Genomic DNA, 16,302 nt, shown 5'->3' on the forward strand with positions numbered 1-16,302 from the left:
TTCTCTCAAACCAATGCATTTGACCTCTATATCCTACTATGTCTTCTCTTTTTAAATTTCTTGATAAAATCTTCATACTATCTCTCCACTACCAAGCCAAATATGTTATAGCATATTTATCAATTAATACTTCAAGATTATATAAGTTTATAAAACATTCTAATTTTTTTATTATATTTATGATTAGGTTTCTATCTAATTTTAAGTCTCGATCTCTCAACAGTGAAATTATCGCTCTTAAAATTACATCTATATCAAATCCCAAAATTGTTTTATCCTCAGACTCTAACGCTATTTTCTTGACTTCTAGTAGTATTGCCTCCTTTGTATTACATTGTTTAATTCTTAACTTATCACAAAGATAGAAAGAATCAATATTATCTGATATATCTATTAAAATTGTTATTATAGAGTATATATCTAAATAATCTTCTTGTTTTAACCTATACAATTTCCTAGGCCTAACATAAAAATGTCTCTGTAATAACTCAATAGCCTCTATAATGTCTTCTTTCACAATAATATTAGTTGGCTTAATATATTTGATAAAATCAATTTTATTAGTATCCAAAAGTTCTTCTAATTCATATTTACTTTTATTGAAAAAACTTTTCCTTTTACTAGCGATACCTACCTTCGGCATTAATTCTTGAGTAAACCAAGTGTAAGCATACTCTGCATCCCAGTTTTCTCTTTCATTTAAGAACTCAATCCCCCTTTTATCAATATCTTCAATGAAACTCCACGAAATAGTTAGTTTACTTGAAGCTAAAGATGGATAGTAAACACTTTCTTCATCTTTTTCAACTGAGAAGAAACTATGAAAACCTAATTCATACTTTTTATGAGTCTTATTTGTATAAACTTTGATTTTCGATGAACAATTAACACTATCAAATATATGCCAAGCAGAATTTCCTAAGTCTACATCATGCTTTCTTACAAAATCAATTATCTTATACCACTCATCAGTAGTTACAGTTAAAAACTTATAAGTATTTTTTCTCTTAGAAAGAGGAAACCTTTGTATATTCAATGTTTTCTCTACTTTCTTTATTTGTTCAATATAAACTTTTGCATAGGCATCAATAACTTCACATAATAATAGTACATCCTCATAGTTGAGCTTCAGCCTATTATTCCCTAATTTGACATCAACAAGTGTTTCACAATCCATAATAGCTGATTTCGTTTGAATAAAACTCCTTATACCAAACTTTGGATCAGTGAATAAACCTCCAAATAATTCTTTTAGAATGAATTCATTTTCTAATGTAACCTTACAATCACGTATCTTTAAAGTTTTAAAGTAAAGTACACACTTTGTTTCGGTATCATTATAAGTAGGTAAAAATGCCTCTAATCCTATTCTCTTTGTATAATTCTTATATACAATTTGATTTTCAAACTCATATGTTCCTTCACTCTTTGAAAACTCAGTTTCTTCGTCATTAATAAAATCAAAAAGTTTTTCTATAGTAACAGCTCTTTTTCTACTTTCTTTTATACCATCATAATAATCCTTTATGCTTACAAGTTCATCTTGGGAAGCACTCTTCTTTTTTAAGTCAATTATCTGCTCTTCAATCTTAGGTACTAGTTTCGTTGCTAGCTCAAGGAAATTCATTATTGTTGTATCACTATAAATCTGATTACTTTTCCTTAAATTCTCATGTTTATTAGTAGGCACAAAATTATACAAACTATTTATTTCAAAATCACTTCTTAATCCACATCTCTTTATTAATTCTTCGAGTATTTTCTTATCATCTTTTATACTCTCAGGTATGATATGATCAATTTGCATATCAACAAATTCAAGTGGCTTACCCGTGTAAAAACACTTTCCACCGTAAACATCAAATATAGCTTGTCTTACATGACTATCAATTTTATTCACTTTTTTCATACTCTACCATTCCTATTTAATATTTAGACTAATATATAAGTATTTCTAACGTTAATAACTAATTCTAATATTATACAAATTATATCATAATTTTACATTTTGAAAAATCTATTAAAATCAGTTATCCTTAAAGTCATTGTTAAATTTCGCACTTATTAAATAATATCAAAAAAAATAATACATACCCTGAAGGTCGTATTATTATAAAAAGTGTCATTTCATTAAATACATTTTTATTTTTCTAATCTAAGCAATAGCTTAATCATAACACCTATTTTACTTATCATTCAGCATATCTTAATAAGGAATACTGTCACCATAAATATATAATATTAACCTCTTAAAAACCCCAGTTCATACACCAATGGCCTCATCTTATTTTCAAGTATTTCATAACACTCATCAAATTTTAAAAGCTCGTCCCTCAAATAATAGTTTAAAAGTTTATTTATTTGATACCAACCAGCATCCCAGGTATTTATATGATATTTAGGAAATTCATCATTGAATAAATTTCTATACTTAAAACTTTCTTTAGTTAGTTCAATTGCCATGTTCAAGACTTGCTTTCCTTCATTTGAAAGCTTTAACTTTCCCAATAGATAATACATATATCTTTCTTTATTAAATTGTTTTGCATCAATATACACTTCGTTATTGTTAGTCTCATTTGCTAGTTCCAAAATAGATTTATTAGACATGAAAAATAATTCGTTAAATATATTAAATAACTTACCCTGAATTTTTATATTTCTCATGGAGCTTTGATTTGATGACTGATTAAACAAAGAATATATTACACTGTCACTTACCCATTCTTTATATCTTGGGTGATTTTTATTTGGCTCTGAATATTCATCTTTTTGATTTATCCAGTTGGACTTTATTAAGTTTCTTGCTGCAAAAAGAGACATGCAATTCACTATATTGTCAGAATAAATCGGTATTGTTCTCACATGCCTTGTTACCTTACTGGACATAATATATACACCTTGAGTATTGGCATACACATTATTACAATCATTTATAAAATAAGCTAATGCTTTCTCATCAGTATTTAATACTTTCCCGTCTATACTAACTGCTGACTTTAAGGCTGGTATTTCTATATTCTGAGTTAATTTCTTCTGTTTGAAACAATCTGAGGCACTAACTGTGTCATCAAGATTATATATTATTTTCTCTCCCAAAGTTACTATGGTATTATTACCTGAAATATCTTTTATTTTATATTTAAAATTGCACTTATCACCAGTCTCTCCATCGTCCCAAACTGAGAAACTTATTCCCCAGTCACTTGAAGTATCATAAAAATGTGAAGCATTAAAAAGTATTCCTTCTCTATATTTGAAGTTTACTAAGAATCTTTTTCTAAAGGTCTTATATGAAGGACCACTTAAGAGTAATGGTGGAGAAAATATTGCTAATTTGATATTAGAGAGCTTGTATCTTTCTTTAATCATAAGAATTTTATATATAAATTGTGCGTATATTTGTTCACTACACTTACCCAATTTATTTTTTTGCATTACCTTTTGTACTGCTGTTATTGAATTTCCTTTCTTGCTTTTTTTGTTCTTTGTTTTTCCATTAGAAGGTGTAGCAAAAGGAGGGTTTATAAAAAATATAATAGGCCTATCACTTTTTAAACTATTTAGAAGTTCTTTAGGCATTTTAGCCATATTTTCAAGCAAGTCTGCTCCTTGCAATAAGTCTACATCATCATTTAAAAAATCATATTGGAACTTTACAGCGTTAGTATTGTATTTATCTCCTATTACTAAATCACCTTTATATAATGTGGAGCAATATAATTCCTTAAAATTATAATCTCTTGTAAGATTTCCTGTTCCCCAAGCACAATCCCAAACTACATACTTATCTCTCCAATCTTCCCCATAAAGTTCAGATATATTCTTATTAGCTTCATCAGCCCAAACAGTAGGCGTATAAAATTCCCCTTTAAATCTTCTCTGTGTATCCTCAATCAACCTGTCTGAAATTGATGTTATCATTTCAATTTCTTTAGGAGAATATTTAAACTCATAATAATCAAAAAAAGAATTAAAGGCTGTCTCATTTATACTTACTTGTTTATTGTCCTTCAATACTAGAGTATTCTTTTTCTTTGGATGCAAGTAACTATCTATAGGATTAATTAGAAGATTTAAGAATATAAAAACTAGCTCATTTACACTATAATTTTCAGGAGATCTTACCACTTTTATTATAAAATAATCGTATATCTCTGCCATATTTTTTTCTGTTATCTTAACATAAGTTTTTATATTAAAGGCAAGTTCCTTAATCTTTTCTGTAACCACTTTAAAGTTAAACCTACTATCTACAGAGAAGATGAATGGATTTATATCATTATCCTCATTAAGTTTCATCAATAAACTAGGATTTTTGCTCGGTGCTTCTGAAGGAGATATGCCCCAGTTAATTTCTTCTGTTAAGTATTTAGATATCTTATCAGAGGTTAATACGAAGCATTCATTTTTATCACCAACAAGTATAATTTCAGGAAATATTGTGCTATATTCGGAAAACTTTTTTAAGTAATAAAGTACTTGTATTAAGACCTTTGACTGTTTTATCTTAGAGCTAAAATCTTCATCTAATTTAAATTCCATGATAAGTCTTAAAACTTTTGTTTCACTATTGAATACTATATTCCCCTCAAGATATCCATCACAATTGTAGTTGTGGCTAATATTGGAATTTAGGAAGCTCTTCTTTAGCTCATTTTTATATACAATCTCAACCTCTTTTTCGACCTTTGCATCCTTGATTTCATTATAAAAACTCTTCATGCTCACTCAACATGAGGCTTAAACTTATACTTTTCAATATACTTATCCTCTATTAATATAATTGCTATCGTTGATATTATATTAATTTGTTATGCTCAAATATGCTTTATAAAATTAGTCACTAAGAATATATCTATGAAAAGATTAACTATTTACAGATTAGTAAGAAGTAATATTTGGACAAAAATAAGATTGGAAATTATTGATATTTTCCAATCTTAATAAAACAGCATCTATACAAAAATATTTATAAATTCACTTTACTCAATTACACATCAAATTTTACCCATCTTTTTCATTTTCTCAACCAATAATGCTTCTTCTTCTGTAAAAGCAAACTCATCACTACACTCATCATAATCATTAGCATTTTTATCAGTACTAGATAAATTTGTGCTATCTAATCTAGGTGACATCAACAATTTTGATTCTGGAGCCATAAGCTTTTCAGGTGAAAACACACAATTATCATTCATCTCCGGAATAATTATTCCAGTCTTTAGTATACCATCGATACTTTTAGTTAAGCTTCTTTTTAGCAATTCTGCTTTTTCAGAAGATATTACTTTCTTGTCCTCAAGTTCTTTTATTTTTTCATATTCAGGTAAAGCCAATAATAAACTTTCTACATTTGCATTTACTTTATCATTTCTATAGTATATAATTTTGTCCCATATTTTCAATATCAAGTCTTTAACACATTCCACCACTTTAGTTAAACCTAGTAAGTCAAAGGATTTATCACTACCTGAATCAGCAGATATCAAAGTAAGCTCACTTTCATCCATTTGTTCTATTGAAACACATACTTCATAAAAATAAATTACAGATGATATAGCTTCAGTAACTCGTTTTGCACTTGATAACATGTTTTTTTCTTCAGGTAACACTATAGTAATAACATCATATTCTGAATTCGCATTTTCATTATTTGATAGCTTTATTGCTTCATTTTCAAGAAGTTTTAATATTTTAGGTAAGTTATCACATAAAAACTTATGGACCCATTTAATCTATTAATAAGTAAAACATCTTGAGTAAATAGAATCTTATTCCAAAATACTGGATTATGCAAATCTTCTAATCCCATACATGCTACTATATACTTCATCCCATCTGAAAAATTATTATATTCAATGCTATATTTATTGAAAACATCAAGGGTTGAAGAATAATCTATGTTATTATCCTGCTTTTTCCTCCTCATATCAATTAATGTATTGGTATGACTTCTAATATCTAAGTAATTAAATAAATCAATAATCTTTTTAGTTTCTACATATAAGGCTAATTATCTATTATTACATACTTTAACCTTTATTTAAATTATCTACTTTTATTACAGTATATGATTCCTTATATAATCCATCATGATCCTCCAATTGGTATTTTAATACATAATTATCATAATAATAGAGATTCGACTCTTCCGGTTTTATCAAATTAAAATATTGCATAATAAATGTCTTATAGTTATCAGCGAATTTAACTGTCTGTTCATCATCCACATTTTTAAAAACAGTTTTACTTTTCAATTTTTTTGAAGTGTCAAATTTAAAGCTATCCACTTTTCCATCTTTACCAATACTATAAGCTACGGAAAGATCAATTTCTAAATTTGTTGATTCAACTACCCAAGTATAATTAAAATTTTGATCTTTATCTGTCTCATTCTCTTTAAATTTTATTTCTGAACCATCTTTGAGTTTAATATTTTCATTAAGGAATTCATTCTTTAGCAAGTAGAACTTAGTTGGTGAATCGGCTATCTTAAATTCATCACAAGGGTATGATTTAATATCCAATGTTTTTAATGTAATTAATCTTCTTTCAGGAAACTTTGATATAAAGTATATATTGTCAGTTTGAGCAACTATACTTCCAAAAATTATTTTAGACTTCACTTTGTCATCTATATTACTACATATTATTTTATCTTTTGAATTAACTGGAGTTAATTGCTGTATTAACTTTCCTGTTTATGCAGTAGCATTAATGAAAAAAGAACATAAACATGTAATTGCCATTACACATGCAAGAGTAGCTGATAATAAGATATTATCTCTTTTTTTATTTGACTTATCATTATCTTTCTTCTGACTTTTAGTATGTTCAAACTTAAATTTAAAATTTGAACTACTAAAAAAAGATACAATAACTGCTGCTATTATGGTATATATTAAACCATGTTCAAATTTTAATTTTGAATATATAATTGAAAATATAGTTACTGAAAATGGGAAGTAAAGTATCATATGTACTATCCACTTTATAATCCTATTATTTGCTAAAAGTTTAAACCTATCTTTTATACTTTTCCCAAACCCAATACATGCATTTATCGCCATAACGCCCAAAAACATACATATCATAAGAATAAAAGACTGATTCTCCTTTTTTGACATATTAATTATGATTACAGATAATAAACCAATATATAGAATTCCACTCATAAGTAATAGAGGCTTTTCAATTGATGCTCTAAATAAACATACTACCCATATTATCATTAATGGAATAATTGTCAAAAATAACAGTAAAAAAGATCCCTTTTCAAAAATTTTATCATCAAATCCAAATAGAAACACCCCTATTCCAAAGAAGAACATCAACATAATAAATATATGAATTATGAAGCTAAAAATTTTTTCTTTAAGTCTCTCTTCACGTATAAATAATAACAGCGAAAATAAGTATGAACTTGAAGCAAGCAATAATAAAGCTCCAATGGCAGATATTGATTTAAAATTAAAAGGAACTGGATTAACTACCATATCTATGATAGGTATACTGTTATTATCACTTCCTCCAAAATAAAATCCATACAAAAATGCATATCCTAATTGATAAAAAAAATAAAGTATTGATAACCCTAAAATTGGCAAGATAATTCCAATAAATTTATAATTATCTGCAACACGTAATATATTTTTCAATGTTAGCTGCTTTTTTAGATTATAATACCTATTCTCACTTTTGTTTTCTTGAATCATTATTTCACTAAATGACACTATTTTTGTTTTTCCAATATGATTGTTTTGAACATACCGATCGACAAGTATATTAAACTTATCTTTATTGATATTCTCGAATTCATTTTTATTATCATGGATATCAACTACCAAAACCTTATTATTTAAGTTAAATTGCCCCCATTCATCAGCAGCGCCTATTCCATCTTTAATAATTACTATATAGTCATTTGCACTAGTTATCTGATTCATTTATTCACCTCAATTATTTTATTAATGTGCTTAATCTTAATATAGTGATTTGATTTAAATAATTGAAATATTGTTCATTTTTGCATATTTATAACTGCTCATAACTCCACATTTCTATTTAATAAATCACACAAGTTATTAAATACTGAATGCTTTATTTAACAGTTATCTATAAATTATTATTTTATTAGTTATTTATATAACATAATTTCAATATCGTCTAAATATTCTTCATATTCTTCTTTAAACTTTTGAAAAAATAGGCCATCTGTAAAAATCAAAAGTTTTTTAGTTGTTTTTGATAAAGATAGCCAGTAACATTTTTCAAAAATCGATGCTCTTTGTCCTGCTTTTATTTTTCCTTCCTGCAATTCATTGGTACATACAAACAAGCTTATTTCCTTATCAGATGAAACACCATGAAATTTCCTACTGTCTTTGTTTTGAAGTATAGTTGCTTCATAAAATTCCTTGCCGAGCTCATTACCTAGGCGCTTTACTATATTCCTTATATCTAACTTAACCTGTGAAGTATCTGCCATTTTTACACCCCTCATAAAATATTAAAATATAAATTACCTACCCTTTTAACTCCTTAAATATAACCTCAGCCATCATATCCATGATAAACTTCATTTTAGCTTCATCACTAAAGAGGCTCATAAAGAAGTTATCATTTTCTTCGTAGCGATTAACGGCAACATCTTTGAACTTTTGTTCATATAGATATTTAAATAAAGATTTATCGTTGGCTTTTGCTGCATTAACAATCTTTTCATCCTTAGCAAAGTCTAGCTTCATTTGCTCTAGAACCTTGTCTTGTTCTGAGAATTCTGTTCCAAAACGTTCATTCATCTTATTAATAATTACCGATAGTGGATCATTCTTTTTTTCTCTTCCACCTACTCCACCTTTTATATTAGGTAAATAGTCATCTGTGCTTTCCATAGCAATGCTTCCATCAAAGGTCTTAGATAGCTTATAGTATTCCAGCATGATTTTATCTGAAATTTCTACTGGTCCATCTTCCCCAGATGGAGGTAGACATTTAGCTAATAGTTTTGCATATACAAAGAACTTTTGCATATCTTTATCATACATACGGCATACTTGGATGATGAAGGAATATATACGTATGAACCTTGATAAGTATGATTTAAAATCTTCTCTCTCATGATCTTCTTTAGCCTTATACCGATCTAAGGCTGGTTTAATGCATGCTGTAAGAGTAGCTTGTACATTTTTATCACTCTTTGAATAATAAGCTTCTGCAAATCTATCTACTTCTAATTGCTGATATATTTGATACTCATCTAATTTATTTTTCAAATCATAAATAACATTAGGATCTGTTTCTTCTTCTAATACAGTTGCTTCATAATAAGGCTGGAAGGAATTCTGTATTTCCTCTGCTGTATTTACAAAATCAAGAACAAAGGTATCTTCCTTTCCTCTCATGGTTCTATTAAGTCTTGAGAGTGTCTGTACAGCTTTTACCCCTGATAGCTTTTTATCTACAAACATAGTGTGTAGTAATGGCTCATCAAAACCTGTTTGGTACTTTTCAGCAACTATTAACATATTAAAAGCATCCGTATGGAATTGAGATTTAAGTTGATTTTCTTTAATGTTTTTTCCGTCCTTATCATGATTTAGCTTTTCCTCTGTAAAGTCTTCATCATCATCCTTCACAGTGCCGGAAAATGCAACTAACACATCTAAATTAGTATAACCTTGTTCTTTTATATATCTTCTAAACTCCAAAAGATATCGTACTGCATGAAGACGAGATGAAGTAACTATCATTGCTTTAGCATGTCCATCTATTTTATTCTTTGTAATACTTCTAAAATGCTCTACCATAATAGCAGTTTTTTGTGCCAAATTATGTGGATGCAAGGACTCATATTTGGAGATTTCCTTGCTCGCCTTGCTACTATCAATGCTTGGATCATCAGCTATCTTCTTGGCAATCTTATAATACATCTTATAGGTAGTATAATTTTTCAATACATCTAAGATGAAATGTTCTTCAATAGCTTGCCTCATTGAATAAATATGAAAAGCTCTAAAGGTTCCATCTGTTTGTTTCTCCCCAAACATCTGCAAAGTCTTTTCCTTTGGAGTTGCAGTGAAGGCGAAGAATGATAGATTGCTTAATCTCCCATGGGATAAAAGTTCATCAACTAATTCATCCTGAAAATCAGAAGTACTTTCCTCCGACTCACTTTCCATCTGCCTATATTCTTCTAATACATCCTCAGTATCGCCTAGTGCTTTCTTTAACTTTTTAGCTGCTTCTCCAGTTTGACTTGAATGAGCTTCGTCTACGATAATAGCAAAGTTACTTCCATCCTTTTTAACCTGATCGTAGATCACAGGGAACTTTTGCAGTGTAGTAATTATGATTCGTTTTCCTGAATTTATAGCATCTCTTAAATCGATAGCACGTTTTTTATTATCAATACATTCAACTACTCCAAGTACATGGTCAAACTGGTAGATTGTTTCTTGGAGCTGACTATCTAGTACTCTTCTGTCTGTAACCACTATGATGGATTGAAATATCTTTTCATCCTCATCATTATGAAGGCCAGCAAGTCTATGAGCAAGCCAAGCTATAGAGTTAGACTTACCACTTCCTGCACTGTGCTGAATCAAGTAATTCCTTCCAGCACCATTTTCTTTAACATCTGCAAGAAGCTTAGTTACTACATCAAGCTGATGATAACGAGGAAATATTAGAGTTTCTTCAGTGTACTTCTTTCCTTCCTTATCTTCTTTTTCTTCCTTATTAAGATGAATATATTTATGAAGTATCTCCATTAATCTATCTTTACAAAGTACCTTTTCCCAAAGATATGCTGTTTGATAACCATCTTGATTAAGAGGATTTCCGGCTCCCCCTACATTGCCAGCGCCGTTAGATCCTTGATTGAAAGGAAGGAAATAAGTGTTTTTACCACTTAATTTTGTGGCCATATACACTTCATATAAGTCCACAGCAAAATGCACTAATACCCTATTTCTAAATTCAAATATAGCCTCTTTACCTGATCTATCAAGCTTATATTGGTCAATAGCATTAGATATTGTCTGACCTGTAAACTGGCACTTAAGCTCCATAGATACCACTGGAATACCATTTAAAAATAATACTATATCAATACTATTTTCATTTAAGAGAGAGTAATGAAGCTGCCTTGTACAATGAAGTATATTATTATTGTACAGTTCTACAGTTTCATAATTCATCGAAGTCTCAGGTTTAAAATAACAAACTTTAAACTCAATGCCTCTATCCTTAAAACCTTTTCTTAATATCTTTAATAATCCATTAGTGCTAACTTCTTTGCAAAACCTCTTAATAAAACTATCCTCTGCAGAAGCTCCATAAACAGTACAATATCTCTCCCACTTTTTAGGCTGGGTTGATTTTATAAAGTTAATAAGAGTTTCTTTGTCTAAAGCTAACTCTCTATCAAAATTTTTAGGATTACCTTTTTCATACCCACCATTTGTTATAAGATATTCTTCAATAGCCTCTTCAAAATTCTTTTCCTTAATCAATTCATCCGTCATCTTCTATACCATCCCCTACTACTCTAACTCTTTTAATGCAAAGTTAACTCTAGCTATTTCTACTGCTTTAGATAATTTTTATTGAAATAATTCTTAGATAATAGCTGAGTTAAAAATACCAAGTAAATTTTATTAACTCTTAATTATGGCTATGATTTTTCCTCATCTTCAAGCTCTTTATATAAATAAGTAGGACCTTCATACCACAGCTTAGTTTCTTCTTTCTCCAGCACACTATATACCTTAGAATTATAGACTTCAAGTAAAGCCTCTTCCCAAGTTATTTTTTTATCCTTTGATAACATCTCAGTTACCTTTGCAACTTTTAATGGAATGAATATATGAACATTGTCCTGTGTTATCTCTGGTAATGGCATACTAAATCACCTCACATTCAACAAAATCTAAAAAGCTAAGAGCCTCTATAGAATGAAACGATATTTGATCTGCTAGTTTATATGTCCTAAGTTCTTTTATTGCAGTTTCAATATCCATAAACTTGTTTTCAAAAGCATTAAGACATGCGTAAACTCTGTCATCTGCTACCGGTCCTCTTATAATATCGTAGTCATGAGTGTACCCAACATTCATCCTATTATCTATTACAAAATTAAGCCACTTCTCATTTGCTTCATCAAAAACTATAGTTTTTATAGCTTTATCATTAAAAATATCTTCATCAAATTTATATATACTTATAAAACCTTGAGTAGAATTTTCTCTAGCCTGCTTTATCTTTGCCCATTTATAGGCTTGCTCTTTATTTGAAGTAGTGTAAAAGCCATTTCCGAAATCTAGAGTTCTATTGGCTTTTAATATGGCAGGCTTCTCAACCTTAACATTACTACCATGGTATAGTATCAATATTTATCCCTCCTGTATTATTTTAAACACACAGCAATTATTAAAAGTTATGTCCCCTATTTCTTAGGAATATCTCAATTTCCTGAATTATATACTCCTTACCTTGCGTGTGTAATATATCATAGTTTTCAGCTAAAAAATGAATTGCATTGCTTTCCTTAAATAGGTTAGCTACATCCTTTCCCTTCATGTTGTGATTCACTTTAAAATTTTCTATACAAAAAGAAACAAACTCTATTACCTGTTCCTCCCTATTTAACTCATTCATCAAAGACCTCAACACCTTCTTAAAATTAATATTTTTTATGAAATCATGATTACCTAATGATGCTAACTTACTATATATTCTGCACCAAAACTACAATTTTAGCATTAAGCAAATCTTATACACCACTATATGTACTTAAATATATAGCAGTGTATATATCTTAGATTTATCTTATATGCCATCTATACTTCTCTTTTACCAGTGACACATTCGTAGATTAGGCTTTTTTTGTATTCGGTTAATTTTTGGATTATTTCTTCTTTCTGTTGTATTGAATTATCAATCACTGTACATTTTCTGTCTAGATAACTTATAATTTCTAACTGTTCACTTATATCGGTATTCACAATAGTTAATTTTCCATTATTAGCTACAGAAACTCTTTTAAGCCCTGTACCTTTCATATAACTATTTAATTGTTCTTGAACGCAGTTACTTTGCAATAAGTAGTTTAAAAAGTAAGGATTTATAACTTCTGATGGGGTTAGAATTACGAATGATGAAGCAACTACAAAATCTCTATCAAAATCTATTACTAATGACTTTCCAACAGTTCCATCTTTGCTAATTAGAACATCATTAATTTGGGGCTTGCACCCTGATCTTACCATCCCTATATAACTTTCTTCTGAAGTTTTTAAACAATTGCTAAAATCAAGTACTCCTTTATTAAGATTTACAACTGAAATAAAATCATATTTCCCATTTTCAGTGTCAGGAGAAATATGTGCTCCATCTGTTATGTTTTTACAAACATTCTTAACTTTACAAGTATTCCAATGTTCAGGAATCTCTCCAATCCACTCAACTCCACTATCCTTCATAGGCACATTAGGATTTAATCCCTTTGTTACTGCTTCTGTAATAACTGATTGCCTATATTCTCTTAGCTTTTCAATTACTTGTTTTTGTTTTTCTATTGTTTCGTCTATCTTGGTGCATTTATTATCAAGGTAATCAGCAATACATTTTTGCTCATATAACGTTGGAACTGGAACGCTTATTTCTCCTAATTGACTTTCGGTTAATGAATGCCGTAAGTTCTTTGCTAAATGTAAAAGTTCTTTTGTATAATCTAGATTTAGATAATAATAATAGTAATAATTTATATCAGCGTTAGTATTTAAAGTAAATTGACTATATGCTGGACTTGTAACGCCATCATTTTTTATAACCCCAACACAGCGTGGAGTTACATCTATATCAAATAAACACATTAGTAAATTATTTCTTTTTACATACTGATATCCATCAAACGTTAACGGCATCTTTCCACTTGGATTTTCTAGGTCTCTAACAATCACTCCATTCATGGTTAAAGATAATACATTTTCACCTTCATATTTTTCGCATATGCTTTTTTCTTTTTTCATCACTCGTTTATTTGGGTGAACCTCCCAATCCTCAGGTATCTCCCCAATCCATTCAATTCCACTATCCTTCATCTTCCTAGTCATTGAATATTTCCTCCAAAGCTCCTGATAGTTCCATCTCTATTTCCATTATCTCAGCCATTAGCTCCATAGCTGGCTTTTGCGGGATGTATTTGTAGAAGTAACGTGTAAATGGAATCTCATATCCTATCTTTGTCTTGCTTCTATCTATCCATGCATCTGGTGCAAAAGGTAGTACTTCTCTTTTAAAATATTCATCTATATCTTCTTTTAGCGGTACATTTTCTGTATCACGAAGTGATGTATCAGCTACTGGTTTTCCTTTTTTAAGTACAATTTCTCCATTTTCATCAAGCTGAGGTCTTTCTACAACAATCTTTGCATAGCCGAAATCTTCATTGTCAAATACTTTGCTTATTTCTGTTTCTTTAAACTCTCCATATAGTTTTGTTATCTCATCTATATAATGCTTAGGAATGTCATTCCTCTTATTTCCTAAGGACTTTCTACGTTTTTCATAAAGTTCACTTGCATTGATAAGCTGCACTTTTCCTTTACGATAGGATGGCTTCTTGTTGGATATTACCCATATATAAGTTGCGATCCCTGTATTATAGAAAATATCGTTTGGTAAGGCTATAATAGCTTCCAACAAATCATTCTCTAATAAATATCTTCTTATTTCAGAAGGTCCACTTCCAGCATCTCCTGTAAATAGTGGCGAACCATTATGGATAATAGCAATTTTTGAGCCTTGTGGCTTCATTTTTGAAATAGCAGTTTGTAAGAATAGCATCTGCCCATCCCCTACCGCTGGCAGTCCTGCTCCAAAACGTCCTGCAAAACCTAGTTTAGCTTCCTTTTCAACTGCAGCTTTATCATTTTTCCATTCACGTCCAAAGGGAGGGTTGGAAAGGATATAGTCAAATTTATCTTCTTTAAATTGATCATCAGATAATGTATTACCATTCTTTATATTATCTGCATTTCCACCTTTAATAAGAATATCTGCTTTACAGATAGCAAAAGTCTGATCATTTATTTCTTGGCCAAAGCTTATAAGTTCAGCATTATTGTTAAGCTTTTTCAAATAATCGTCTGCAACAGAAAGCATACCGCCAGTTCCGCATGCAGGGTCATAAATTGTCTTAGCTATACCTCCAGTTAATAGATCACTATCATGATCAAAAAGAATATTAACCATAAGCTCTATAACTTCTCTTGGTGTATAGTGCTGTCCAGCATCCTCATTATGTGCTTCTGAGAATTTACGTATGATTTCTTCAAATATATATCCCATCTCAAGGTTTGTTATCTTATCTGGATGCAAATCAGCCTTAGATGTTGTAAACTCTTGAATAACTATATATAAAAGATTCTTTTCTGCAAGCCTTGTTATCTGACCATCAAAATTAAACTTCTCAATTATGCTGCGAACATTTGAAGAATATCCATTTAAATAAGCTCTAAAATTAGCTTCAATCCCATCAGGATCACTAAGTAGCTTTTCAAAATCATATTTGCTTGTGTTATAAAATGAATATCCTGATTCTCTAGTTAAAAATACATCCTTCATAGGAAGATGTCCAACGGATTCATTCTTTTTAAAAACCGCTTCTTTAGTATCTGCTAATATGCAGTCAAAACGTCTGATAACAGTAAGTGGAAGAATAACTTCACCATATTCATGTGGCTTATACACTCCTGTTAGTTTATCAGCTATTGCCCATATTAAATTTGCTTTTTCATTTATGTTGAAACTTATACTCATTTGTAATAATTCTCCCTATTTTTGATTTATTTGTTATATATAATTATAACACGAAATTTAAAAATCGAGACATAGAAACAATTTTCTAATAATTATTTAATATTTGTATATGTTTCGTAATTATAATATTAGTATCAAATATCACCTAATAATCGCTTTAAGAATTTAGTACTCTCTAAGAATGGTATATCTATAATAATCATTCACTTATCATACATATCAATAGCATATATACATTATGTGATACATACGTTTGATGCTCCTTCAGTATATCCAACTCAAATAAGCAGTAATGTTACATTGGAACATTAAAATCAAATAGTCCTAAGTTAAATTTCATTACTTTACCCTTACTACTATTTATACTGGTAGTCTTGTTCGCCTTATTCTAAATATTCAGAAACTTATTTTCATTTTACAAGTATTACCTCAAAATATATTATTATTTTACAAAAATAAAAAACTGCTAATACC

General features: G+C 29.4%; 13 protein-coding genes. All 13 read right to left on the bottom strand.

All coding sequences use genetic code 11. The annotated features are described in order from the left end of the window. Positions 1-88: 88 nt before the first annotated feature. The 13 genes from JHL18_RS02500 to JHL18_RS02560 all read right to left on the bottom strand — a co-directional run bounded on the left by JHL18_RS02500 (position 89) and on the right by JHL18_RS02560 (position 15,828). Complete coding sequence (locus tag JHL18_RS02500) at positions 89-1,909, bottom strand: HNH endonuclease family protein (RefSeq protein WP_200266061.1); 1,821 nt, start codon at positions 1,907-1,909, stop codon at positions 89-91. 332 nt (positions 1,910-2,241) lie between these two features. Beyond that, a complete protein-coding gene (locus JHL18_RS02505) occupies positions 2,242-4,725 on the bottom strand; it encodes a hypothetical protein (RefSeq protein WP_200266062.1) in 2,484 nt (827 codons plus the stop codon). Positions 4,726-5,000: 275 nt separating this feature from the next. Further along, a complete protein-coding gene (locus JHL18_RS02510) occupies positions 5,001-5,615 on the bottom strand; it encodes a hypothetical protein (protein WP_207752950.1) in 615 nt (204 codons plus the stop codon). A gap of 74 nt (positions 5,616-5,689) precedes the next feature. Continuing rightward, entirely contained in the window at positions 5,690-5,932 is a 243-nt protein-coding gene (locus tag JHL18_RS02515) for a hypothetical protein (RefSeq protein ID WP_200266064.1), read from the bottom strand. A gap of 103 nt (positions 5,933-6,035) precedes the next feature. Then, on the bottom strand, positions 6,036-6,629 hold the full coding sequence (locus tag JHL18_RS02520) for a hypothetical protein (protein WP_200266065.1): 594 nt from the start codon (positions 6,627-6,629) through the stop codon (positions 6,036-6,038). Between the two features lie 75 nt (positions 6,630-6,704). After that, on the bottom strand, positions 6,705-7,949 hold the full coding sequence (locus tag JHL18_RS02525) for a hypothetical protein (RefSeq protein WP_200266066.1): 1,245 nt from the start codon (positions 7,947-7,949) through the stop codon (positions 6,705-6,707). 191 nt (positions 7,950-8,140) lie between these two features. Continuing rightward, entirely contained in the window at positions 8,141-8,491 is a 351-nt protein-coding gene (locus tag JHL18_RS02530; RefSeq protein WP_200266067.1) for a hypothetical protein, read from the bottom strand. Positions 8,492-8,528: 37 nt separating this feature from the next. Further along, positions 8,529-11,531 carry a type I restriction endonuclease subunit R gene (locus JHL18_RS02535; protein WP_200266068.1) on the bottom strand — a complete coding sequence of 1,001 codons (3,003 nt, stop codon included), beginning with the start codon at positions 11,529-11,531 and terminating at the stop codon, positions 8,529-8,531. Between the two features lie 149 nt (positions 11,532-11,680). Beyond that, entirely contained in the window at positions 11,681-11,908 is a 228-nt protein-coding gene (locus JHL18_RS02540) for a hypothetical protein (RefSeq protein ID WP_200266069.1), read from the bottom strand. Position 11,909: 1 nt separating this feature from the next. Beyond that, positions 11,910-12,395: a DUF3990 domain-containing protein gene (locus JHL18_RS02545; RefSeq protein WP_200266070.1), complete on the bottom strand. Its 486-nt coding sequence runs from the start codon at positions 12,393-12,395 to the stop codon at positions 11,910-11,912. A gap of 40 nt (positions 12,396-12,435) precedes the next feature. Further along, entirely contained in the window at positions 12,436-12,663 is a 228-nt protein-coding gene (locus JHL18_RS02550; RefSeq protein WP_200266103.1) for a DUF3791 domain-containing protein, read from the bottom strand. A gap of 182 nt (positions 12,664-12,845) precedes the next feature. Then, complete coding sequence (locus JHL18_RS02555) at positions 12,846-14,120, bottom strand: restriction endonuclease subunit S (protein WP_200266071.1); 1,275 nt, start codon at positions 14,118-14,120, stop codon at positions 12,846-12,848. Continuing rightward, complete coding sequence (locus JHL18_RS02560) at positions 14,113-15,828, bottom strand: type I restriction-modification system subunit M (RefSeq protein WP_200266072.1); 1,716 nt, start codon at positions 15,826-15,828, stop codon at positions 14,113-14,115. Before JHL18_RS02560 ends, JHL18_RS02555 begins: the two co-directional genes overlap by 8 nt. Positions 15,829-16,302 lie beyond the last annotated feature (474 nt).

Origin of the sequence: Clostridium yunnanense (genome assembly GCF_016595795.1) — a bacterium.
GTDB classification, from domain to species: Bacteria; Bacillota; Clostridia; order Clostridiales; family Clostridiaceae; genus Clostridium_AR; species Clostridium_AR yunnanense.